Source organism: Acinetobacter sp. 251-1, assembly GCF_030329305.1.
Taxonomy (GTDB): domain Bacteria; phylum Pseudomonadota; class Gammaproteobacteria; order Pseudomonadales; family Moraxellaceae; genus Acinetobacter; species Acinetobacter piscicola_A.
This window is the reverse complement of the sequence record NZ_JACANS010000013.1, coordinates 15142-40453: the sequence shown is the minus strand read 5'-3', so window position 1 is coordinate 40453 and position 25312 is coordinate 15142. Positions and strand designations below refer to the sequence as shown.

Genomic DNA, 25312 nt, shown 5'->3' with positions numbered 1-25312 from the left:
ATAAAATAGGATGTTAATTTACAAGTACACATATAGAATGAAAGATATTTTGAAGGGCTTCTTAGCCATCAGCATAGTTCCAATGATGATGATCGGATGTACATCCACCCCTCAAAAAGGTCAGACCATCGGAACCCCTACACAGGGTCAACGTATTTATATTCCACAAGAAAAAGTGGAAATTCAACATACTGCTGCTCAAAAGGTCATGCCTGCTTCTTATCGCTATTGGCTCATGCAAGGTGATAACCAAGCTCGTGCACGTGAATATGAACGTTATTTAGAACAAAATAATGTTGGGAACATCATCCCTAGTTTTGAGTTATTTAAAACTGCACGAGATTGGCAAAAATGTGGTCGTTCCGAATATATGATTCCAAGTCGTGAAGTCTGGGCAAACCAAATTCCAACACTACGTGTATTTAAGTATTTAGTTGCCTCAAAAATCTTAACTGACTTTGAGGTAACATCAGTTTATCGTGATTTACCGCTAAACCAATGTGCAGGTGGGGCTGGGTCTTCTCGTCATTTATTTAACTCTGCCATTGATTTTCGTGTCGGTCCTGCTTACCCACAACCACAAGATTATGCCTATATTGAAAATACCAAATTTAAACTCTGCCAATTTTGGTCGCAGTATGGTCAAAATTTTAATATGGGCTTAGGCTTATACGCATCAGGTCAAATCCATATCGATACTCAAGGTTATCGTACTTGGGGACCAGACCACAGTCGTAACAGTTCAATGTGTAATTTCTAGATTTAAAAACATCATGAAGAGGTCAACAGGCCTCTTTTTTATGTCTGCCTCAACTAAAATCAAAATCTAGAACAAAAAAGGTCAACGAGAATTGCACTCTACGCTCAAAAGTTTAAAATGCAGCTCATTCAAACTTGCCAATTTTATTCAGGTGAAACAATATGCAACAAATGTGGTCAGACATCGATACTTATATCGAATCACATTTAATTCCAGAAGATCCTATTCTCACTCAAACTTTAAAACATACCGATGAGCGTGGCTTTCCCGATCATTTAGCCGTTGCGCCAAATCAAGGCATGCTATTACAAATGTTGATTCAGATGAACAAATGTAAACGTGTTTTAGAATTAGGAACTTTTGCGGCATATAGCACCATGTGGTTGGCACGTGCACTCCCTGAAGATGGCTATATTTTAACAATTGAAGGTCGAGATACGCACGCTGCTTTAGCACAAGAAAATATCGACAATGCCAAATTGCCACAAACAATTGATCTTAAAGTAGGACGTGCCGCTGATATTTTAAAAGCCTTGCCTGCAAATACCGAAGCGTTCGACTTTATTTTTGTCGATGCTGACAAACAAAGTTATCCTGAATATTTAGAACTCAGCTTAAATCTGTCCCACTCAGGTACGATTATTGTATTAGATAATGTAATTCGTGCAGGTGATATATTAGATCCTGAGAATATTAAACCAAGTATTGAAGGCATCCGTGAAATGTATCGTGCCATGCAAAATCACCCTAAAATTTTATCTTGTACTGCGCTACAAACAGTAGGAAGCAAAGGACATGATGGTTTTGCGATCGCTATCGTAAAGTAATCGTTTTTTTATCTTAATAAATAGGTCATTTTTATCATGACATCATCTCTACAAGAGGATGATCAAAACTGAAATTTTGCATCTAATTTAAAATGAGTTATCCACTAAAGTTGTTCATAGACTTGTGGATAACTCACATATAAAAATATAAACACTTAAAAAATAATAACTTTTTAAAAAAGTTTAATTTTTATTCGATTCAACCTCAACCTAAAATATTTTTAAGTTCCATTAAAAAATCAAGCACTTTAATCTACATTGTTATCTTGTCAGATAAAGAATGTCATGCTGCATCGAAATTATGCCATCTTTTAAGTCTAAGCTAATCATGATTTACTTCACCACCAAAAGCGGAACATTGGCATTACGAAAAATTGTGGTTGTCACACTTCCTAAGAAAAATTGATGGATTTTACTGTGGCTAAATGCGCCTAATACAATCAATTGGATCTGATGTTGGTTTTGATAATCTAAGATATTTTCCGCCACATCACCATAACGATACTCGATCACCACATCCAAACCTGCTTCTTTTAAACGATTTGCAGGTTCATTTAAAATTTCAGGATGATCGCCCACATAGAGTAAATGACATTGTAGTTGCCGCAGTAAATCACTTTGTGCAACACGTTCTAACATTTTCTGACAGGTTTCAGAATATTCATAAGCAAAAATAAAGCGTGTTGGCGCTTTAAAGGTTTCACCTACCGTTAAAACAGTACACTTTGCACCACGAATAAAGTTTTCAACATTCCCTCCAATAGCTTTATGTTTTTCTGCAGAACGCTCACCTACGCGACCAATGACGACAAAATCATCTGAACGTAAAACCCCGAAACTCTGTTCAAGAAAATCACCTTTTTCTTGGATTTTTGTCGGTGTAATACCATACTGCTGCTGAATCGTTTCAGAAATATGCGTTAAGAGATTATTACTATAATCAAGCGCCAATTCACTTTGTTTTTGTTCTAATTCAGCAAGTTCCTTCAGTAACATCGCATTACTTTCAAAACCAATCACACCACTAATTTCACCCAAGTGATAGCTCGCAGGATAATAATCAAGCACTTGCAAAAGCACCAACTCTCGTTGAGTTTTTTGAGCAATCCATGCCGCAGCCTCTGCCAATGCATTAATACATGGTGAAGAATCAATACATGCAATCACACGTTTCATAGTCGCCTCTCTTTGGCATGACAGCCCTAGGTCTCTTTCTTATCTATAAAAGTAACATAACTTTTTTATGCTTTGGGCATGATCATGTAATTAATTTCATCAAAACAGCAGGAATTTTTACAGAATGTTCACCTAATCACGGTATCGGATAAAACGTGCAGGGTTACCCACCACAATTTCTCTTTCTGCAATATTCTTAGTCACCATGCTGTTCATTCCCACGACAGCATGATCACCAATCGAAATGCCATCTTTGATGCCAACATGCGCACCTAGCCAAACATCCTTGCCAATTTCAATCCCTTTTGAGGTGACAGCCTGTTGATAAATAGGACTATTTAAATCCATCCCATGATCAAAAGCATATAAATGACAATATGCTGCGATCCGTACTTGATCATGTAGTTTGATCCCGACACGTCCACCATCTAAAATACAATGATGATTAATCGCAACTTCATTACCAATGTCTAGTGGACCATGCAAAGTACAATCTGCTGCAATAAAAGTATTATCGCCAATTTTTATATTCCGCCCCGGTTCAGCAAAAATATGTGCCAAGGGTGAAATAAAACAATTTTTACCAATTTCAATGGTTTCCATGTCCATTAAATATTGCTGATAGTCTTGTTGCCACTGTTCTGCCCACACACGATTTTTAGGCTTAAGGGAATAATACAACCAAGGCATATAGTTCAAACGATGCTTATGTTGTTCTCGATATTTTAATAAACGTTCTTCAGTCATTTTCATCATCCATGACTTTTAAAGTTTCTCGCCCACGCGTGACATGCTGAATTTTATCAGCCAGAAGTGTGATTTGATGTAGTTGCAAACGCGCTGCTATTTCAACGCCTTCCGCATGGTATTGTTCAGTAAATTCGATATTGTGTTGATTCAGCTCATATTGAAAAATAGACCATTCATTAAATAGACATTGAAAACGCACATCTTTTTTTTCAATGAGCTCAACCTTTTCTGCCAAAACTAAACATTGCCCTGCACAGCCACCATATGCACGCACCAAACCGCCCGTACCTAGTTTAATGCCACCATACCAACGATTAACAAGCACAATGGTATTGGTCAGCTCATTACCTTCAATGGTGGCTAAAATCGGGCGACCTGCTGTTCCAGATGGCTCACCATCATCATTAAATCGTACATTATGTCCAATTTTCCATGCCCAACATTGATGTGTTGTCGATCCATCTAAATGTTTTTCTAAAAAGTCTTTTACTGCTTGCTCATTTTCAACAGGGGCAGCAATGGCTTGAAAACGACTTTTTTTAATGTCTTCTTCAAAAAAAACTTCAGTTACAAGGGTAAATGGCATAAATCTAAAATGTTAAATCCTCAATCAATAGGCAGTATAACCTATTTTATTTTGAATACTGCAATCTGTTGTATGTATAAGAATTTTAATACAAAAAATAAAAAAGAGAGCGTATGCTCTCTTTAATCAACATAGAGAAAATCATCATTAAACGGTAAAATCATCACCGAGGTAAACTTCACGCACAGTTTCATTTGCTAACACTGCTTCTGGTGTGCCTTCAGCAATCACGGCACCTTCACTCACAATATAAGCATGCTCACAAATGGCTAAGGTTTCACGCACATTGTGATCAGTAATCAAGACACCAATGCCTCGATCTTTAAGCTGACGAATAATGTCTTTAATATCACCCACTGAAATCGGATCGACACCTGCAAACGGTTCATCTAGCAACATAAATTTCGGATCTGCTGCCAAAGCACGGGCAATTTCAGCACGACGACGTTCACCGCCCGACACACTCATGCCTAAAGAATCTTTAATATGGGTGATTTTAAAATCTTCCAATAATTCTTTCAGACGTTGTTGACGTTGTTGCTTGTTTAAATCTTTACGCGTTTCCAAGATTGCCATGATATTTTCAGCAATGGTCAATTTCCTGAAAATAGATGCTTCTTGTGGTAAATAACCAATCCCTTTTCGCGCACGTTGATGCATAGCAAGGTCTGAAATATCTTCATTATCTAAATGAATTTCACCTTTATCCATACGCACCAAACCGACCACCATATAGAAACTTGTGGTCTTCCCCGCTCCATTTGGTCCAAGCAGCCCAACGATTTGACCGCTTTGCATACTAAATGAAACATCTTTCACCACCCAACGTTTACTATACACTTTCGCCAAGTGCTTGATACATAAGGTTTGTGGTTGGTTTAATGCTTCTGTCATTAATCACGCACCCCTGGGAAAGATTTACTCGCATTTGGCGGAATGATAATTTGTACACGACCTTTGGTGCCTGAAGCACCTGTACTACCACTGGCTTCAATATCACCTTTATTCATGCTGTATTTCAAGGTACTACTACGAATACTCGCACCATCTTGATAAAGATAAGCATTACCAATCAAATTGATCAAGCCCGTTTCTGCATTGTAAATAATTTTTTGTGCTTCACCACGTGCAATGCCTTTCGCTGTATCCACTTGTTGTTGGAATTTTGCAGGTGAACCATTTGCTGTAATGGTACTGATTTGTTTGTCTTTATTGAGTTGAGCTACAATTGAAGCCGCTTGCAACTTCATTGTTCCTTGCTCAATAATGACATTGCCGGAATATGTGGTTACGCCTGTACGCTCATTATACGTTGCTTTGTCGGCAACCAATGAAATCGGCTGATTACGGTCAGATGGTAATGCAAATGAAGTTGCAGAAACACAGATTAAACCTGCAAGCCACAAAGATTGTTTTAGGAAAGTTTGTGGTTGGGATAAAAATTTAGTTAGGTACATACTTTCCTCGAATATGTGAAAACTCGTATTCACCTGTGGTTAAATTTGCGTTTAAACCTTGGCTGATAAATGATGCATTAGGTGCGGTGACAGTCACTTGTTTCTCGGTTTCTAACATACGTTTTTTCGGATAAGCCGTTAATTCATCAGTTAAAAATACCAATTGTCCTTGTTCACCTATTTTTGTCGCTTTGACTTCACCTGTCAAAACAACTTTTTGGTTATCTTCATAACCGTGGGCTTGCTTTGCATAAAAAGTGGAATTTACCTGATTATTTTCATACATCGATGCATTTAAATTGCTCAATTTTGAAGTATCTTTTTTCAAATCTTGCTCTAAATGATCAACCGTTGCACGCACATGTAAATTACCATTTTCATCGGTTTGTACGACATGAATACCCTCAGCAGAATAAGTCATATTTTGGGCAGAGTCTGCATCCAATTTTTGACCTTTACCACTGTAATAGTAATAACCACCACTCACTGCTGCGATCAGCACTGCGGTGACATACAACGCTTTAGTATCCATAAATACTCATCAACATACTGAATTTAAATACAGGACTGCACCATATTAATGTGGGATTGCAATGAATTTTTCAAGGAGTTCTTGGTAAACACCTTTTGACATCAGTAACATATCACACACTTCTCGTACCGCACCACGTCCACCCATCGCTTGTGTTACAAGGTCTGCACGGCGGCGCACTTCCACATGCCCATTCGGTACAGTGACTTTCATCCCTGCAATGGCAAAAGCTGAAAGATCAGGCCAATCATCGCCCATATATAAACAATCTTCTGGATCAATATTAAGCTGTGCACAGGCTTGACGTAAAGCAACACCTTTGTCTTCACGTCCTTGATAAACTAAGTCTACACCTAAGTCAGACATACGTTTTTCAACAATATTGCTTTTACGCCCCGTAATAATGATGACTTTAATGCCTGCTTGCTGTACCAATTTCATACCCAAACCATCACGAATATCAAAAGATTTGATTTCGTCGCCTGTATTGGTCAAAGTTACAAAACCATCACTTAAGATACCATCTACATCTAAAACCAAAGCTTCAATATGGCGCGCTTGTTCTAATAAAACATAAGAAGCCATGGTTTAGTTTACTCCTGCTTGGATTAAGTCATGCATACTGATTACACCGATAACTTTATTGGCATCATCAACCACAATAAATTGGTTAATTTTCTTTTCATTCATCTTTTCTAAAGCTTCAACTGCACGTGCTTCTTGTGAAATGGTAGATGGATGTTGAATCATCACTTCTGACACCGCCAAATTCACATCAAAGCCTTGCTGTTTATCGATCAAACGACGTAAATCACCATCAGTAAAAATCCCGAGTAAAGTATCTTTTTCATCGACGATGGTGGTTAAACCTAAACGCTTATTGGAAATTTCATACAATACTTTGTTCATTGGGGTATCTGGTGATACTTTTGGCAGTTCTTCACCTGTATGCATTAAATGTTTGACATGCAATAACAAACGTTTACCCAATGCTCCCGCAGGATGAGATCGAGCAAAATCATCCGAAGTAAAACCACGCGCTTCTAATAGCGCAACTGCAAGTGCATCACCTAAAGCTAAAGTTGCAGTGGTACTTGAAGTCGGTGCAAGACCGAGTGGACAGGCTTCTTGAATGTCCCCCAAAGTCAAAGCCACATCTGCATTTTGTGGCATTGGCCCTTTGTCATGACCACTAATGGTAATTAAAGGCACACCTACATGTTTGATGAGTGGCATCAACATCATGATTTCATCGCTTTTTCCTGAGTAGGAAATCGCAATCAACACATCCCCTTTGACCAACATACCCAAGTCGCCATGCCCTGCTTCACCGGGATGCATAAAGAAGGATGGTGTTCCTGTCGAGGCAAAAGTCGCAGCCATTTTGCGTCCAATATGACCTGACTTACCCATTCCTGTGATCACTAAACGCCCTTTACACTGTAAAATAATTTCACAGGCTTGGCTAAAGCGTTCATCAATTTGAGATGCTAGGACTTCTAAAGCATGCTCTTCGATGCTTAGGGTTTCGAGTGCAACTTTTTGAAAATCAATCTGATTCGGCATGTTTGTAGGATTCAAAGTCGATTTACCTGATCTTTGCAGAGAGGATCACTCGCTGCAAGCAAAAAATAATTTTGGCAATTTTATCATAGCTATGCAGCGAAGGTATTTTCTAAATGTATAATTTTCATTTTCTTAGCAATGAATGTGCATAATTTATGTAGAGAAATAAGTTTTATCGATTTTTCAAGTTCATGATATATGATGTGTGCTGAAAAAAACGGAGGCTTTAACTTGGTAAACTAAACATACTCATTAGAAGTTTACTATGAGCAAAAACAAAAGATTTATACAGTAAAATATTCAAAACTGAAGCAATCAAAGCAATGTAGTACATGACTTAAAACATTACGGAGGCGCTTAATGAGTAAGATTCAAAAACTACTATTAAATTTAAAAATGATAAATGAAAGCGATGTTTCGAATGAGCAAATACTACATAAAGTTGGTAATAATACTCTAAAGATTAAAACATTAGATGGTGGTTTAAGGAACTTAAGCCCAATGCTTGTTGAACGATTTAATTTTGTTGGTAAATGGGAAGATGCTTTTCTCTTGCAAACATGGCTAAGTCTTGATGAAATTAATAACCACCAAAATATTGAGCATTTAGTTGAAAATATAAATCTTAGAATAGAAAATTGGGATTTTGTGCCGCCAGCAACAGTTGGATTTTCAAAAATTTCTATTTTTGGTTTTGATCCATTTGATACTAATGAAACATACCTAGAGTGGGTTGCTGGGTATGAAGAGCCTAGAATATGGGTGTTCTTTGATGGCAATTATCACATGTTTAAAAATCTTGAAAGATTTTTAATGTATACAGTTGCTGAACTTAATAAAGATGATTTGTAATACATTTCAAACAATTGAAATATAATAATAAAATAAATTATTAGATCACCAATTATCTTTCTTAAAAATTGAATTTAATTTGAGATAAATATTAAAATATCTAAAATTAGATTTTAACTTAGATTAGTATTGATCATTTAACATTGGTTGATGCATAGCGGAAGTAAAATTGGGTTGGTAATTTAATTTTTCATTCTCACTATTGTTTTAGGCAACAAATATCAATACCTCGAATCTCCCCATGCCTCGTTCAGCGACAAAATTCGTTATTGTTGCAATAATATTCATCCTTAAAAATCATTTACCTAAAAACTTAATCAAAAACTCATCTTTCTTTTGATTTTAACTTTATGAAAAAAAATGCTTAGGTTAAGATGAACCACCATTTTAATGAAGCATTTAGAAGCACTATGCAACCTTTTGTTCTTTACAATTCTGAGCAACGTAAAAAAGTTGAATTTGTACCCCGTAAAGAAGGACAGATCGACATGTATGTCTGTGGTATGACAGTTTATGATTACTGTCATATTGGACATGCGCGTGTGATGGTTGCATTTGACTACATTATCCGTTTTTTGCGTAGTCAGGGTTGGCAAGTCAAATATGTGCGTAACATTACCGACATTGACGACAAAATTATTAAACGTGCCAATGAAAATGGCGAAAGCATTACTGCTTTGACCGATCGTTTTATTACCGCAATGAATGATGATGCAGCACGCTTGGGCTGTGCTGAACCTGATGAAGCACCTCGTGCAACAGACTACATCGACCAAATGCAAAACATGATTGGTTCTTTGGTGGACAATGGCACGGCGTATGCTTCGAATAATGGCGATGTCTATTTTGAAGTTGAAAAATTTGACAAATACGGTCGTCTTTCGGGTCGTAAACTTGAAGATATGCAAGCCGGCGCTTCTGAACGTGTCGATGTTGAAGTCGAGAAAAAACATCCGTTTGACTTTGTCCTTTGGAAACATGCCAAAGAAAATGAACCATCATGGGCTTCACCGTGGGGCAATGGTCGTCCGGGTTGGCACATCGAATGCTCAGCAATGTCGACCTGTTGCTTAGGCAATCATTTCGATATTCACGGTGGTGGTTCAGATTTAACCTTCCCACATCATGAAAATGAAATTGCCCAATCGGAAGCCTCTACAGGCGAACAATATGTCAATTATTGGATGCATGTTGGTTTCATTAATGTTGATGGCGAGAAAATGTCAAAGTCTTTAGGCAATTTCTTTACCATTCGTGATGTGATGGAAAAATTCCACCCTGAAGTGATTCGCTACTTTATCGTATCTTCGCACTATCGTAGTCCTGTGAACTTCTCTGATTTTGCACTCAAAGAAGCGAAAAATGCATTAACTCGTTTCTATCATGCTTTTAAAGCCTATGAACAAGTGTATGGCAATACTGTTGTTAAAACTTTAGAAACAAATTTGGTTGAACGCTTTAATACGGCTATGCGTGATGACTTTAATACTTCAGAAGCACTTGCCGTGTTGTTTGAAGTGATTAGAGAATTAAACCGTGCCGTAAAAGAAGAAAATGCACAACAGTCTGCACTGTACTACTCGACTTTGCGTTACCTCAGCGATATTTTAGGCTTAGGACAACATGATGTAGATGAGTTCTTAAAGTCAGATATTGGTCAAGAAGCATTGGCTTTATCTGAAGAGCAAATTGCCGATTTTATTCAACAACGTGTTGATGCAAAAAAAGCCAAAGACTTTACCAAAGCCGACGCCATTCGTCAGTCATTGTTAGATCAAGGTGTGGTTTTGGAAGATACTCGTCAAGGCACCATTTGGCGTCGTGCGGATTAAAGAAAATTTTTTCTTTTTTGATAGATTATTAAGAAAGCAGGATTTTTTCCTGCTTTTTTAATTTAATGACAATGATGATCGCCCGTTTTACTATTGGTATGACAACCTTGTGAGTTGGTACCACCAGAATGAGCATTTGCAGCACTTACTGTTAAAATAGCTAAACACAAAATGAAGAATTTATTCAAAATAATACCTTTTAAATCAATTATATAAAAACAATAGTGTATAATTTTTATTCAAAATATTCAAACTATATTATTACAAAGCCGCATCACGATGATGATGCGGCTTTTTAATTTATGGATAAAAAATAGGAATGACTAAAACCTTCAAGCTGACTTCATACTGCCTGTTTCTTCAAACTGCGCATGCCAAGATAATGCTTCACGTAATACATGGGGTGTTTGACCACCTAATGCACATGCACGTTCAAAATAACTCAGCAAATCAGCCTGATAACTTGGATGCGCACATTTCTCAATAATTTTTAATGCACGCTCACGTGGTGCAAGACCACGCAAATCTGCTAAGCCCTGCTCTGTAACTAAAACATCAATATCATGTTCAGCATGATCACAATGACTGACCATCGGCACAACTGAGGAAATCGCACCACCTTTAGCAATAGATTTCGTCACAAAAATTGCTAAATGCGCATGGCGAGTGAAATCACCTGACCCCCCAATACCATTCATCATTTTAGTACCTGTGACATGGGTTGAATTGACATTGCCATAAATATCAAACTCAAGTGCGGTATTAATCGCAATAATACCTAAACGGCGAATAATTTCAGGATTATTGGAAAGCTCCTGCGGGCGCAGGACAATTTTATCTTTGTATTGCTCAAAATTATTCATGACACGTTTGGCACATTCATCCGACAAGGTCATCGAACAGCCTGAAGCAAACTTCATTTTCCCTGAATCGATTAATTTAAAAGTACAGTCCTGTAAAACTTCCGAATACATTTCTAGATCATGAAAATTAGAATGTTCAAAACCAGCAAACACCGCATTAGCAATGGAACCAACACCCGACTGTAGCGGTCCTAAATTTTCAGGTAAACGTCCCACTGCTACTTCATTTTCAAAAAAATGAACCAAATGTTTCGCAATCGCAAGCGTTTCATCATCTGCCTCATCCATTTTAAATGAGGTATCAGGCAAATCATTCATCACAATGGCTGAAATTTTACTTGGGTCAACATGAATCCCCACTGTGCCAATACGCTCACCTGCCGCAGTTAAAGGAATCGGATCACGATGTGGACGTGCTTTTGGCAAGTAAACATCATGCACACCCTCAAGTACAGGGCTAATGGTATTGTCAATTTCAATAATTACATGATCTGCCATTTCAATGAAATTTGCTGAGTTACCGCATGAACCTGTAGGAATAATTTGTCCATCTTCAGTAATTGCTGTTGCAGCAACCACAGCGACATTGATTTTCGGTAGGTTTTTATGACGAATATTATCGGCCAGTTCTGACAAATGCTGATCGATATACATCACTTCGCCATTATTAATGGCTTTACGTAAAGTTGGATCAGCTTGGTAAGGATAACGGCGTGCCAAAGCATGAGCATCATTTAAACGCCCATCAATGCGATTACCCAAACTTGCACCTGTTGCCAAAGTAATCTTCATAGGATGATTTTGTGCATAATCTGCCAAGGCAAGTGGTACTGTTTTTGCTTCACCTGCACCACCAAAACCACTTAAACCGACCACTGCACCATCTTGAATGAATGAAATCGCCTTTTCTACAGACATGACTTTTTCGTGCAATGCTGCACAGCGAATACGCTCTAAACCGTTAATCATTGAAAAATCTCAAAATACAAATAAAAAATAAAAATATTGCATGTCACTATCCAACACCCTTGCGCACAAGGATGTTGATTCATCTTGAGTTTTAAATCTATATAGAAAAACGATTAAATAAGCTCAATCGCAATCGCAGTTGCTTCACCGCCACCAATACATAAGGATGCAATCCCTTTTTTGCCACCTGTACGTTTTAAAGCATGAATCAAAGTGACAATAATACGAGAACCCGAAGAACCTAATGGATGACCGAGTGCACATGCACCACCATTGATATTGACTTTTTCACGGTCTAAATTAAAACCATCGATTGCAAGCATTGCCACCATCGCAAACGCTTCATTCACTTCCCAAAGATCAACCTCTTCAGCAGTCCAACCTGTTTGCTTCAACACTTTTTCAATTGCGCCTACAGGTGCAATGGTAAACTCAGATGGATGCTGCGAGTTGGTTGCATATGCCACAACTTTTGCCAATGGTTTTAAACCACGTTCAGCAGCAAGCTCTTCAGAGGTGACTACCAAAGCCGATGCACCATCTGAAATTGAACTGGCATTCGCTGCGGTAATTGTTCCATCTTTTTTAAATGCAGGACGTAATGTTGGGATTTTATCAACTTTGGCATTTAAAGGCTGTTCATCTTGCTCAATAACCACATCCCCTTTACGTGAAGACACAGTAACAGGCACGATTTCAGCCTTGAAATAACCATTCTGAACTGCTTCAACAGCTTTATTCAAAGAACTAATGGCATAAGCATCTTGTTGTTCACGCGTATAGCCTTTTTTATCTGCCATTTCTTGTGCAAGAATACCCATAGAAAGACCCGTTTCCGCATCTTCCAAACCTTCTTGGAACATATGATCTGTGACTTTACCATGCCCCATACGATAGCCTGCACGGGCTTTGTCCAACAAATAAGGGGCATTAGACATCGACTCCATGCCTCCTGCAACCACGATATTTGCCGAACCCGCTTTAATTGCATCTGCTGCCTGCATGACCGCTTTCATGCCTGAACCACAGATTTTATTAATAGTGGTTGCACCTGTTGTATCAGGTAAACCTGCCTGACGCATGGCTTGGCGTGCAGGACCTTGTTTTAAACCTGCAGGAAGCACACAACCAAAAATCACTTCATCAATATCTGTCGGTTGTAAACCTGCTCGTGCAACCGCTTCTTTAATGGCTACTGCACCTAAATCAGGTGCGCTACATGCCGATAATGCACCTTGAAAACCGCCCATTGCGGTACGTACTGCGTCTACAATTACGATCATTGTTATCTACCTATTCCATCTATTTTCAATTTTGTTATGCATTTTGAGCAAGCGTACTCACTCAAAACTGTCCATGATTAATCTTGAATCATGTTTCAAATAAATTATTGTAAGTACTGATAAGAGTATTACACAGGTAATAATCGTTCCCTCTCCTTTCAGGATGAAAAACGTCGTTTCTCAGGAGGGAGAATTTTATTTATGTACAATTCTCCTCATCCTAACCTTTTCCCTAAGCCTTATACAGCGCGAGAGAAGGAACTCTCATTACAAACTTATGCCTCAGCTAAAAACTTATCACGCCTGCGCTGTAAAATAGTCTTCAGGTAACTGCATAACTAACTCTGCACCTGCTTGGACACGCTGAATACGCGCAGCCAAATCAGGCAATACTTTCGCGACATAATACTGCGCTAACACGAGTTTATTCTGATAGAAGCTTTCCGACTTCGCCTGTGCTGCCTGAGCAATACGAGCAAACATATAAGTGAAGCTCAACAAGCCAACAGCATGTAAATAATCGACAGCAACTGCATTTGAAAAATCAGGATTCGCCTTCGCTTGCCCAAGAATAAACTGCGTCAATGATTCAACTTGATTACACACATCTAAAGTGGCAGCTTTAATGCTTAAAGCATCATCCATTACAGCTGCAAACTCACGAATTTCCGCAATATATTCCGCAATAAAAGCACCATTTGACTTAATGGTTTTACGACCAATCAAATCAATGGCTTGAACGCCATTCGTCCCTTCGTAAATCTGTGAAATACGTAAGTCACGAATACACTGTTCCATCCCCCATTCACGGATATAACCATGACCACCGAAACACATTTGTGCTTCTAATGCAGAATCGAGTGCCTTATCAGTTAAATAAGCTTTAGCAATCGGCGTTAACAATGCCACACGGTCATTGGCTTTACGCACAGCTTCGGCATCGGTTGAAAACTTGGTAATATCCAATTGCTGCCCTACATAGACTGCAAATGCACGAGAAGCTTCATTATTAGCACGTACATTCAATAACATACGGCGTACATCCCCGTGTACTAAAATAGAGTCAGCAGGTTTTTCAGGAGATTTCACACCTGTAGCGGCACGACCTTGTAAACGATCCGTCGCATATTGTGCTGCATTTTGATAGGCATATTCAGATGCACCAATGCCCTGAATCCCCATCGACAAACGCTCATAGTTCATCATGATAAACATGGCTGCCAAGCCTTGATTTTCTTTACCTACCATAAAGCCTTTAGCAGCATCAAAATTCATCACACAGGTTGCCGAGCCTTTGATGCCCATTTTATGTTCAATCGAACCTGCACCTAAAGTATTACGCTCACCCAAGGAACCATCTTGGTTCACTAAAAATTTCGGCACAATAAAGAGCGAAATACCGCGAGAACCCGCAGGCGCATTTGGTGTTTTTGCTAAAACAAGGTGAATAATGTTTTCACACAAGTCATGTTCACCACTGGTAATAAAGATTTTAGTGCCCGTGATGTTATAAGAACCATCTTCATTCGGTTCAGCTTTGGTTTTGATAATCCCGAGGTCTGTGCCTGAATGCGGCTCAGTCAGACACATGGTACCTGACCATTCACCTGTATAAAACTTCGGTAAATACGTCGCTTTTTGTTCTTCAGATGCTGCTTGATCAATTGCCATGCCTGCACCCACAGTCAACAGTGGATACAACATAAATGATGGATTAGTACTCCAAATCATTTCATCTGCAAGTACAGTCAGCATTTTAGGCATGCCCTGACCGCCCCATGCTTCATTTGCACCTAAGCCAACCCAACCACCATCTGCAAATTGTTGAAATGCTTCTTTAAAACCTTTTGGTGTTGTAACCACACCTTGATTGAACTGTGCACCGCCATCTTCATCTGCTGAACGGTTTAAATCAAGAATGACATTCTTCGAAAATTTAGCCATTTCTTCCAAAATCGCATTGGCTGTTGCCATGTCCAAATGCGCTAAATTTTCATTGTTTTGCCAAAATTGTTCCGCTTTAAACACATCATTTAAAATAAAATCCATGTCTTTAAGCGGTGCATTATAGATAGGCATGTCGCATTCCTTTTTGCAGACTTCCTTATGATTAGAAGCCTTTTTACATAATAAAAATCGGTGAAAATCATCACTGGGGATATTTCAAATTACTTGAAATATCAACTTTTAAATCATCATATCAACAGCTTTGCAGTTACAAATGCCTGAACCAAGATCATAGCCAAGAAGTGATGATAATCCTAAATTGCATAACACATCTTGTGTCTTCAAAACTTTTGCAAGTTTTAGATTGTCAAAAACAATAAATGAAATCGATTAAAAATGGAATTTTATTCCAAGATATTGACCTCATAGGTTCAGTTTTATTGACAAATAATTCGAGAAAGTAGGATATTGAATATTTACGTGATTTTTACTTCTAAAACTGAAAATTATTGAATAAAACTAGACTATAGTTTTATTCAAGACAATGAATACCTGTTATAATTCATTTTCGTTCTTTATCCATAATTTGGAACTATTTAAATGAGTACAGTTCGCCAACAAAATTTTCTACTCAGAAAAGAGAAAATTTTAGCCATGGCAGAAACCCTTTTACTCGATAATAACCAAGATATTACCCTTGCTGAATTGGCGGCAGAGTTAGATATTGCCAAAGGCACCATCTATAAACATTTTAAAAGCAAAAACCAGTTGTATTTAGAGCTAATTATTCTTAACGAAAAACGCTTATTAGAAATTTCTAAAAACTACAATCATGATATTAAAACCTATGTATCGCAATATATGCTTTACAACATGCTGAATTCAAATCGTACAATCTTATTGCATGTCATCGAAGAACGCCTAACCAATAATGAGCGTAAACTCAAAGACTTATTTGAAGAATTATATCAAGTTCGTGAAGCGCGGATTTTAGAAATTCGTGATTTATTTGCAGATCATTTAAAATCATTAAATAGCATCATGTCCATCCGAGATTATCTTTCATATATTTGGACAGTGACGTATGGTGCATCCTTACTTTTAAATTCAACACATTACCAAAAGTCAATTGGTTCTCGTGAACGCCTGATCAAACTCTATGTAAATCAAGCACTCATGACACCCGACAAATTAACTGAATCTGAGCTCCAAGCGAATTAACTTCAAGTTAGACATCATCACTGAATCATGCAAAATGATGAGGTTTTTTCAGCCTTAGTCTCGCGCAACATTCAGTAATTGACTCGGCAAAGGCATCGAATTAACTTGACTAAAAATTTCATAACACATGTGTCGCAACCACTGATGACTGGTTTTATGATGGCAAGACATATGCCAATACTGTTTAATCGAATAGGTTGGAAAAGCAATCGGTGCAGGTAAAATTTGCAGATTACCACGCGATAATAAGACCTGACTTAAATAATACGGCACAGTGGCGATTGAATCTGTATCTTGCACCACCAAACCCACACCCAAATAACTCGGAATACGCATCAAAATATTACGTTTTAAGCCTAAATTATGTAGCTCATTTTCAATATGATAATGTCCAATGCCCGCATCAATATCAATGTGTGATTCATTCAAATATTGTTCAACAGAAATATTTTGATTATTCAAACGTTGATGATCCTTCGAAGCAATCACAACATAAAACTGCTCAAATAATTTTTGCTGATAAAAACCATTTTCCAAATGTGGTAAAAAACCAATCGCGAGATCAATCTCACCATTTGCCATTTGATAACTGGTTTCAGTGGTGATTGCACGCACATTGAGTTTAACATGCGGCGCATGTGCTTTGAGATATTGCGATATTTTCGGCAATAAGACCAAATGCGAGACATCAGTCATCGCAATCGTAAATTGTTGATGCGACGCTTCTTGATCAAAATCCACTGTAAAATTATTAATAATTTCAACTTTACTCAATGCTTCACTGACCAATGGGAATAATTGCTTCGACAACTCAGTGGGCACCATTTCATTGCCAATACGCAAAAATAATGGATCATTATAATGTGCACGTATTTTATTGAGGATATTACTCACCGTGGGCTGACTCATTTCTAAATGGTCTGCTGCCAAAGAAACACTTTTAAATTTATAAATATAATAAAAAATGCTGAGTAGTTTGCAATCTAGTTCAAACACGAAGTTAAATCTCACCTGTTATTTTGACTTTAAGAACAATGTTGTCATCAACATATTCGGATTTATTGACATTATCCACATGGCTTGCGTCATCGTCAGTATAGAACAATTGTCAATAAACCTTCATATATCATCTACCTTTTTCGACTATTTTCCAATGTTAAAATTTATCCTTATGTAGCATAAAAATAGCTTTTCAATGTATTTGTATATTTTTATTTCAACATCCAGATTTAAAAAAGCAAAGCACATCTCTACGCGCTTGCTCTCTACGCAATAAGAGTCGAGATTTATATGCGTTCTTAGGCTATTTTTCTACAAATAAATCGACCATTAATTCGTCATCAGTATCTGCATAGCGATATTGAGCAAAATCTGTCACTCCTTTTTCGCGTAATATATCTTCATCAATCATTAAACGCCCACTGATCGCACGTTTTTCGCTCGTTAAAATGGCATATGCTGCATCTGCCATAATCGTTGGTAAGCGTGCTTGATTAAAAAGTTGTTTGCCCCCAACGGTAAATTCAACAGCAGCGGTCGCAATAATCGTTTTTGGCCATAATGAATTAACACTGATGCCATAATGAGCAAATTCCTGACTCATGCCAATGGTCAACATACTCATGCCATATTTGGTAATGGTATACGGTGCATAGCTTGCAAACCACTTTTCATCCAAATTTAACGGCGGAGAAAGATTTAAAATATGTGGGTTTTCACTTTTTTTCAAATAAGGCAATGCCGCTTGGCTACACACCATAACCGCACGAGTATTAATTTGATACATCAAGTCAAAGCGATTTGGATCTAGTGACTCGACTCCGGAAAGTTTAATTGCACCTGCATTATTAATCACCACATCAATACCACCAAAATGTTCCACTGCCTGCTGCATCGCTTGCACAACTTGCGCTTGGTCACGCACATCTAACGCAATTGCAAGTGCTCGACCACCTGCTTCTTCGACCTCTTTGGCAACGGTATAAATTGAACCACCCAATTTTGGATGCTCTTCTGTAGATTTAGCAGCAATGACCACATAGGCACCATCTTTTGCGACACGTAATGCTATTTCACGCCCTATACCACGACTCGCACCTGTAATAAATACAGTTTTTCCTTTTAATGACATACATTCCTCAATTGACTTTTTATTTTACCTCTTGAATGTACGGTATAAGTTTTCATCACCACAGGACAAAATATGCCAAAATTCCCGATAAACTAGTGAAAATGTCCATTTTCCATCAACTAGTAAGTCATCTAAAAAAGATTGTAAAAGTACAAAAAATATGTCCTCAGCATTATGAGCTGCGAACGAATTGAACATAGCTTTGCACGAAAAATGCAACCCTTATTGATTAAATCTGCACTTTGCTTATATCGTTCTATTTATATTGTTTCTATAGGTGTGAATTTTTTGTGTCAGGCGTGTAATCAATCAAATACTCCGATAAATTAAATTGTTTCATTTTTTCACGCAGCTTAAAGGTTGTCCACGGCCACACCGTACTATTACGCCCATTACGGTCAATAAAGTAACTTTGACACCCGCCTTTATTCCACACAGTCGACTGTAGTGCTGCCTGTACTTTTTCATTAAATTGCCGGCTAATTACTGGGTTTGGTTCAATGGTTTGAATATTTAACCGAATCGCTTGTTTCAAAGCATCCATAATGTAATTCAGTTGTGCTTCAATAATAATAAATGCCGATGAACTCACAGCAACATTAGGACCAAACATTAAGAAACCATTCGGGCAATTTTCAACCATTGTCCCCATATAACCTTCTGGGCTACCTTGCTAGACATCTGACATTTTTTGCCCAAAACGATTATAAACACGGTTGGCAATCGGTGGTTCTGCAATTTCAAACCCTGTTCCTAAAATGATCACATCAGCTTCACAGCTTTCACCATTTTTTGCAATTAAGCGATTCCCTTTAACTTCAGTTAATCCACTTGCGATCACATCCACATTTTTTTGAGCAAGTGTAGGATACCAATGATTGGATTGTAAAATACGCTTACAACCAATAATAAAATTCGGCGTTAATTTTTCACGTAGCACAGGATCTTTAATTTGAAAATTTAAATGCCATTTGGCAAGTTTTTGGAATTGTTTCATTGCAGCAGGACTTTGAATACCACCATTTATGGTTTCAAAAATTCCATAGACCGAACCACGCATCAGTTGTTGCGTCAAAGGTAATAATTTAAACATCGCACGTACAGGAGTAAGCAGTGGCATGTCCGATTTTGGTAAAACCCACTGTGCAGTGCGCTGAAATACGGTTAATTGTTGTACTTTAGGCTGAATCTGTGGCACAAATTGTAATGCTGAAGCACCTGTTCCAATCACTGCAACACGTTTTCCTGTTAAATCAAGATCATGTCTCCATTGAGATGAATGAAAAATCTCGCCTTTAAAGTCTTGAATACCGTTGACATTAGGCAATACAGGTTCATGCATTGGGCCACATGCCAAAATGGTAAACTGTGATCGCAATTCACCATGATTGGTCTGAATAATCCAACACTGTTGTTGGTCTGACCATTTTGCTTCTAAGGCTTCATGGTTTAATTTGACATATGGCATGACTTGATATTTATCAACCACATCTAATAAGTACTGTTTAATCTCAGCTTGAGGTGCAAATACGCGTGACCACGATGGATTTTGTTCAAAAGAATAAGAATACAATGCAGATGGTACATCACAGGCACAACCTGGATAGGTATTTTCACGCCATACCCCACCCATTTCTGAGGCTTTTTCTAGCAGAATAAAATCTTTAATCCCTGCTTCTTTGAGCTTAATTGCCGCACCTAAACCCGCAAAGCCGCCCCCAACAATAATGATTTTATAAAAATTTTGCCCATTACTGTTATTTTTGTGTTGATCCATCATAAAACGCTTAAAATACAAACAATAGGAGTACCATGTCAAAAACAGAATAGCTTGTCAATTTCCATTGTTGGACAGTTTGAATTATTTTTTGGTACTTTTCGCCTATGTCTGAAACGATACATTTAAGTCTTGCCGAAGGGCAACGCTTATAATTGCAAGCCTATAGTCTCAACGCTGCTTTTTTAGAGTTTTCCGAACATGGTTATCCTCAAAAGGCTTTCACAGATATTGTGAAACGTTTAGCTTCAATTATTTAAAACATGGCTTAAAATTAGGTATTTTTCGAGCAAATTTAGACGATGAAAATACAAGTCGCAACTTGGTGGCCATCATTACACAAGGTGCATTAAGATTTCTAGCCCAACCTGAGGATGAAATAGGCTTTAAAAAATTATGCCGATTCAGTTATTGACTTAATTGTGGCAGGAATAAAAGCAGACAAATAAAAACAAAACATTTAAAAATTGTGCATTTTCACAAGAGCTTATTTAAAACTCTTGTGAAATACATCGAATGGCATTAAGCAATACAGGTTTTTTAATCACCACTTTAGCCCTTAAACATACACTCACAATTTATGATTCAAGATAATAAATTTTTTGGCGTAATTCTTGTGTACGTTGAGTTGTCATATTGGTTTCACAATTAATTCTATATACCTCAGGATTATCAGTATCTGTACTGTTAATTTTACATTCAAGTTCACGTTTTTTTAACCAGATTTTTTGTTCATCTATCAACTGATTACGAACTTCTTTGGTTGTTGCATTCCAAACCAAATTTAAATTTCCATTTGCAGAATCTAATTTTGCCTGTGCTTCACTTACAAGAACAACTTGATACTCTTGCGCATCTGCCTGAGCCTCTGCTTCCATTTTAATTTGTTCTTGCTGAGCAAGTTCTACGGCATTTTGACGTGCTGCTTTCAACAGTGAATCCACAGCAATATCTCTCGTAAATATCGCAATAGATTCAGGATTTTCCAAACTTACATAAACCTTTTTACCATCATCTGTAGGTTGAACAGTATATTCAAGTTCTTTTTTTATCTGACTATTTTCCAATGTTAAATCTGCTAATATTGCTGATTGCGCAATGTTTGTTTCATCATATACAGCACGTGCTTCATCTGCATCTTTAATCATTTGATTAGGAATTTTGATCACAAACTCTGTTGCACAATATTCTTTCTTACTATTTGGGTCTGAATTATTTGTTCGAATATCATTTACATTAAATGTTATTTGTTTTAAAGCTGCACGTAATTTTCCCATATCGATTGTAATATTTTCATCATTAATCAAAGTTTTGACACGTTCAGCAGATAAATCACTCAAACTCTTACTAAAACTTTCTACAACCAATTGTTTAGCAGTTTCATCACTACAAGTAACACTGTTACTTGCAATGCTTTTAACCTGATCACAACCTGAAATAATCAAAGCACTACACAACATAACGATTAATTTTAGTTTCATAGCTTTACCAATAATTTAAATAAATAATAAATAAAATCAATATTTAGCATCTGCAGCTGCTGTTGCATCGGCTGCTGCAATAGCCGCTTCTGCTGCATCCGCTGCTACAGGCACATCTTCTTGATAATACTCATCTCCATCATCACTTTGAGTGTTTTGACGTACTTGTTCATAACGTACTTTATTTTTTTCAAATTGAGATTTTAAAAATGCATAAGTTAAAGTATCTGCTGTTAGTCGATTCATATTTTCTGAATTACTTACCGTCGCAATAACCTTGTCACCTTTATCCGTTGGTTGAATGATATAACTCAAAACCATTTGAATTTTATTATTTCTTAAGTCAAGATCAAGCTTTTCTGCCTGTTCATCGACGCTACTCGCATTATCCATTGCACGAGCTTCGTCTGATTTTTTCACGATATCAGATGGAAGCGTAACAGTTAAATCAATTGAACATTTGGTCTTCGTACTATCTGGATCAATATGATCTGTACGACTATCTAATAATGAATATTGAATATTTTGGCTAGATAATTTGAGTTTAGTTGGATCTAAGTCTTTAATGACTTGTCGATTGATTAAACTTTTTAAATCATGTTCTAACGTTTTATCTAAATTATCTTTTAAAACCTTTTGTACTAAACCAACAGCATTCACATCATCACATTTAATATGCTTAGAAAAAACCTTATCACAGCCCGTAAGGCTCATTATTGTAAATGCCATTAATAAAATTTTTTTATTCAGTTTCATTGGTCTACCCCCTTTTTTACATATTATAACCAATAAACACAAAACTTAACAAATAGAATTCATTAAAAGGATCATCTAATTTTTTAAACACTTATTCACTTTATATTTTAATTTTAATAGAAAAGAGCCTTACTAAAAGGCTCTTTTCTATTCAATTCACGACTACGCAATAAAAGTTTTAACCACTTTACCTTTAATGGTTTGATCAATTAAAGGGGTATTTTTACCATGTGATAAAATGCTGTCTTTATTGATTGACCATTTAAGTTCAGGATCAACTAAAACCAAACCTGCTTGTTGCTGCCAAGTTTGTGTCATATTTGCTACTCGTGCAGGTGCAATGGTCACTTTTTCAACCCATTCTAGTGGGGTAAATAAGCCTTCTTCCACCAATTGCACACCAAAAGAAACATAACTATCAAAGGCCGTCATTCCAGGTTGCGTTTCAGCAAAAGGGGCAAGTTTTGCCGAACCACTTAAAGGTTCATGATGCGTACAAATCGCATCAATCACGCCATCTTTTACAGCTTGACGTAACAATTGTTTGTCTTGTTCTGAACGTAATGGTGGGCGTACATGTGCCAAAGAATTAAAACCATCAATAAGCTCATCGGTTAAATGCAATTGATGCATCGCAACATCGGCAGTGACAGGTAAACCTTTGGCTTTGGCATTTTTAATTAATTCAACAGATGCACCACTTGAAAGTAGACCAAAATGGGCTTTTACGCCTGTTGCTTCAATCATCAACAGATATTTTGCAATCGCAACCGTTTCAGCCAAAGCAGGAATCATCGGCAAGCCTTGACGAGATGCAATAAAACCCTCATGCACACAACCATCTTTTGCAATTTCATGCTCTTCTGCATAAAACACCACGGTCATGTCCAAACCTGCGGCATATTCTAAAGTACGAATCACCACATCATCGTCTTCAAATGTTGCATAAGCATTTGAAACTGCTGTACATCCACCTTTTTTCAATCCTGCCATATTTGCAGGTTGTTTGCCGAGTAAACCTTGCGTTTGCGCACCTATGACTTGTAAATAGATCCCGCCATCCAACATGGCTTTTTCTACTAAGCCATGAATCAAAGCCCCATTGTCTTGTACAATCGGCTTTGAATCAGGTGGGGTAAACACATGAAGAATACCATTTTCACGTGCGGCTTTACCTTCTGACTTTAATGTACCATGTTGCTGTTGACCTGGTTCACGCAAACGTGCACACAAATCAACCATGGTTGGCATCAGCCATTTTCCTTGCCCATCAATGACTTCCGTAATTTGACTTTGGTCAGGACATGTCGTTAATAATTGACCATTTTCAATAAATACAGTGTCTACGCTGTCTGTTTTTTTGATGGGATCTAAGACGCGGACATTTTCAATTTTTACAATACACATGACTTTCACCTTAACCCGCGATCACATCTAACAAACCTTGCTCTTGCAACTGACCTTGCATCGACAATGCCAACACTGCCATTCGCACTGCAATACCATTGGTGACCTGATGTAAAATCACCGACTGTGCACCATCTGCAATACTTGAATCAATTTCAACACCACGATTCATTGGACCAGGATGCATCACGATGCAATCGGGTTTTGCCAAAGCCAAGCGCTCTTTGTTCAAACCGTACATTTTATAAAATTCAGCTTGTGACGATAACGCAGGTGAATCAATCCGTTCGTTTTGAATACGCAAAGTAATGATCACATCACAATCTTTGATGCCTTCATCCATTTTGTTAAATAGACGAACGCCTTCACCATAATCATTGAAGCCATGTGGCAACAACGTATTCGGCGCAACCACACGAATATCTTTACACCCTAAAGTTTGCAATGCGGCAATATCAGAACGTGCAACACGTGAATGTTTAATGTCACCAATAATCGCAATAGAAATGTCTTCAAATTTTTTCTTTGTTTCACGGCGAATGGTCAACATATCCAACATTGCTTGGGTTGGATGTGCATGACGACCATCACCTGCATTAATGATTGCAACATGTGGGCAAACATCTTTAGCAATAAAATGTGCTGCACCTGAAGAAGAATGGCGTACCACAAAAATATCCGCAGCCATCGCTTCAAGATTCCACAAAGTATCCCGTAATGTTTCACCTTTTGAGGTACTTGAACGTGCAATATCAATATTTAAAACGTTTGCTGACAAGCGTTTTGCAGCAGCTTCAAATGTAGTACGAGTTCGTGTTGAATTTTCAAAGAACAAATTCATCACTGTACGACCTTCCAATAAATTATTGGTAATCAGCTGATTTTGATCATTAAAAAAGGACGCCGCGGTGTCCAATATTTTGGTGAGAGTGTCTTTGGAAAGACCTTCGATGGTGATGAAATGTTTTAAATTTCCATCTTTATTGAGTTGAATCTGGCTCGGTGTATGCAATGCCGCCAAGTGCATGAGAGATTCCTTATACGTTAAGTCAACGTATTATACAGAAATGTCCCAGCTTTGGCAGATGAAGTTTTGGGCAAATAACAGTATATTTAATTTTTTAATATTTATCTTTTAC

General features: G+C 37.6%; 23 protein-coding genes and 1 pseudogene. 5 read left to right on the top strand and 19 right to left on the bottom strand.

The window, feature by feature from the left end:
- The first annotated feature begins 37 nt into the window (after positions 1-37).
- Together HX129_RS11975 and HX129_RS11970 are read left to right on the top strand one after the other, a co-directional pair.
- On the top strand, positions 38-760 hold the full coding sequence (locus HX129_RS11975) for a D-Ala-D-Ala carboxypeptidase family metallohydrolase (RefSeq protein ID WP_286433237.1): 723 nt from the start codon (positions 38-40) through the stop codon (positions 758-760).
- Positions 761-921: 161 nt separating this feature from the next.
- Positions 922-1587 (top strand): O-methyltransferase, encoded by a 666-nt coding sequence (locus tag HX129_RS11970; protein ID WP_174492837.1) that lies wholly within the window; start codon positions 922-924, stop codon positions 1585-1587.
- Between the two features lie 333 nt (positions 1588-1920).
- Here HX129_RS11970 and HX129_RS11965 read toward each other — a convergent pair whose 3' ends face one another.
- The 8 genes from HX129_RS11965 to HX129_RS11930 all read right to left on the bottom strand — a co-directional run bounded on the left by HX129_RS11965 (position 1921) and on the right by HX129_RS11930 (position 7654).
- The gene (locus tag HX129_RS11965; RefSeq protein ID WP_130073781.1) at positions 1921-2763 is read right to left on the bottom strand and encodes a universal stress protein; all 843 of its coding nucleotides are present in this window, start codon (positions 2761-2763) and stop codon (positions 1921-1923) included.
- Positions 2764-2895: 132 nt separating this feature from the next.
- Entirely contained in the window at positions 2896-3510 is a 615-nt protein-coding gene (locus HX129_RS11960; RefSeq protein ID WP_130073782.1) for an acyltransferase, read from the bottom strand.
- Entirely contained in the window at positions 3503-4099 is a 597-nt protein-coding gene (locus HX129_RS11955; protein WP_286433238.1) for an IMPACT family protein, read from the bottom strand. The genes HX129_RS11960 and HX129_RS11955 overlap by 8 nt, the downstream gene beginning before the upstream one ends.
- A 147-nt stretch (positions 4100-4246) precedes the next feature.
- Positions 4247-4993 carry an LPS export ABC transporter ATP-binding protein gene (gene lptB, locus HX129_RS11950; RefSeq protein WP_130073784.1) on the bottom strand — a complete coding sequence of 249 codons (747 nt, stop codon included), beginning with the start codon at positions 4991-4993 and terminating at the stop codon, positions 4247-4249.
- On the bottom strand, positions 4993-5556 hold the full coding sequence (lptA, locus tag HX129_RS11945; protein WP_130073785.1) for a lipopolysaccharide transport periplasmic protein LptA: 564 nt from the start codon (positions 5554-5556) through the stop codon (positions 4993-4995). Before lptA ends, lptB begins: the two co-directional genes overlap by 1 nt.
- On the bottom strand, positions 5543-6088 hold the full coding sequence (gene lptC, locus HX129_RS11940; RefSeq protein WP_130073786.1) for an LPS export ABC transporter periplasmic protein LptC: 546 nt from the start codon (positions 6086-6088) through the stop codon (positions 5543-5545). The genes lptA and lptC overlap by 14 nt, the downstream gene beginning before the upstream one ends.
- 45 nt (positions 6089-6133) lie before the next feature.
- Positions 6134-6673, bottom strand: a complete 540-nt coding sequence (locus tag HX129_RS11935; protein WP_130073787.1) for a KdsC family phosphatase — start codon at positions 6671-6673, stop codon at positions 6134-6136.
- Between the two features lie 3 nt (positions 6674-6676).
- Positions 6677-7654 (bottom strand): KpsF/GutQ family sugar-phosphate isomerase, encoded by a 978-nt coding sequence (locus HX129_RS11930; protein WP_130073788.1) that lies wholly within the window; start codon positions 7652-7654, stop codon positions 6677-6679.
- A gap of 360 nt (positions 7655-8014) precedes the next feature.
- On the opposite strand from HX129_RS11930, the gene HX129_RS11925 reads away from it, so the two are divergent.
- Both HX129_RS11925 and cysS read left to right on the top strand, forming a co-directional pair.
- Positions 8015-8506: a hypothetical protein gene (locus HX129_RS11925; RefSeq protein ID WP_180047037.1), complete on the top strand. Its 492-nt coding sequence runs from the start codon at positions 8015-8017 to the stop codon at positions 8504-8506.
- A gap of 410 nt (positions 8507-8916) precedes the next feature.
- Positions 8917-10338 carry a cysteine--tRNA ligase gene (gene cysS / locus HX129_RS11920; RefSeq protein ID WP_286433239.1) on the top strand — a complete coding sequence of 474 codons (1422 nt, stop codon included), beginning with the start codon at positions 8917-8919 and terminating at the stop codon, positions 10336-10338.
- Between the two features lie 62 nt (positions 10339-10400).
- On the opposite strand, the gene HX129_RS11915 is transcribed toward cysS, so the two are convergent.
- The 4 genes from HX129_RS11915 to HX129_RS11900 form a co-directional block, all read right to left on the bottom strand.
- The gene (locus HX129_RS11915; RefSeq protein WP_228257078.1) at positions 10401-10508 is read right to left on the bottom strand and encodes a YHYH domain-containing protein; all 108 of its coding nucleotides are present in this window, start codon (positions 10506-10508) and stop codon (positions 10401-10403) included.
- A gap of 162 nt (positions 10509-10670) precedes the next feature.
- On the bottom strand, positions 10671-12170 hold the full coding sequence (gene scpC, locus HX129_RS11910; RefSeq protein WP_130073792.1) for a succinyl-CoA:acetate CoA-transferase ScpC: 1500 nt from the start codon (positions 12168-12170) through the stop codon (positions 10671-10673).
- A 113-nt stretch (positions 12171-12283) separates the two neighbouring features.
- Entirely contained in the window at positions 12284-13459 is a 1176-nt protein-coding gene (locus tag HX129_RS11905; protein ID WP_165353061.1) for a thiolase family protein, read from the bottom strand.
- A gap of 291 nt (positions 13460-13750) precedes the next feature.
- Positions 13751-15532, bottom strand: coding sequence for an acyl-CoA dehydrogenase C-terminal domain-containing protein (locus HX129_RS11900; RefSeq protein ID WP_286433240.1), 1782 nt, complete (start codon positions 15530-15532; stop codon positions 13751-13753).
- A 468-nt stretch (positions 15533-16000) separates the two neighbouring features.
- On the opposite strand from HX129_RS11900, the gene HX129_RS11895 reads away from it, so the two are divergent.
- Positions 16001-16621: a TetR/AcrR family transcriptional regulator gene (locus tag HX129_RS11895; RefSeq protein WP_174492843.1), complete on the top strand. Its 621-nt coding sequence runs from the start codon at positions 16001-16003 to the stop codon at positions 16619-16621.
- A gap of 54 nt (positions 16622-16675) precedes the next feature.
- On the opposite strand, the gene HX129_RS11890 is transcribed toward HX129_RS11895, so the two are convergent.
- The 7 genes and pseudogenes from HX129_RS11890 to HX129_RS11860 form a co-directional block, all read right to left on the bottom strand.
- Positions 16676-17617, bottom strand: a complete 942-nt coding sequence (locus HX129_RS11890; protein ID WP_130073796.1) for a LysR family transcriptional regulator — start codon at positions 17615-17617, stop codon at positions 16676-16678.
- Positions 17618-17924: 307 nt separating this feature from the next.
- Complete coding sequence (locus HX129_RS11885; protein ID WP_286433242.1) at positions 17925-18752, bottom strand: SDR family oxidoreductase; 828 nt, start codon at positions 18750-18752, stop codon at positions 17925-17927.
- 271 nt (positions 18753-19023) lie between these two features.
- Positions 19024-20529: pseudogene (locus HX129_RS11880) on the bottom strand (flavin-containing monooxygenase).
- A 578-nt stretch (positions 20530-21107) separates the two neighbouring features.
- On the bottom strand, positions 21108-22010 hold the full coding sequence (locus tag HX129_RS11875) for a lysozyme inhibitor LprI family protein (protein ID WP_228257074.1): 903 nt from the start codon (positions 22008-22010) through the stop codon (positions 21108-21110).
- Positions 22011-22046: 36 nt separating this feature from the next.
- Positions 22047-22766, bottom strand: coding sequence for a hypothetical protein (locus HX129_RS11870; protein WP_286436201.1), 720 nt, complete (start codon positions 22764-22766; stop codon positions 22047-22049).
- Between the two features lie 162 nt (positions 22767-22928).
- Positions 22929-24173, bottom strand: coding sequence for a dihydroorotase (locus HX129_RS11865; RefSeq protein WP_286433243.1), 1245 nt, complete (start codon positions 24171-24173; stop codon positions 22929-22931).
- A gap of 10 nt (positions 24174-24183) precedes the next feature.
- The gene (locus tag HX129_RS11860; RefSeq protein WP_130073800.1) at positions 24184-25200 is read right to left on the bottom strand and encodes an aspartate carbamoyltransferase catalytic subunit; all 1017 of its coding nucleotides are present in this window, start codon (positions 25198-25200) and stop codon (positions 24184-24186) included.
- Positions 25201-25312 lie beyond the last annotated feature (112 nt).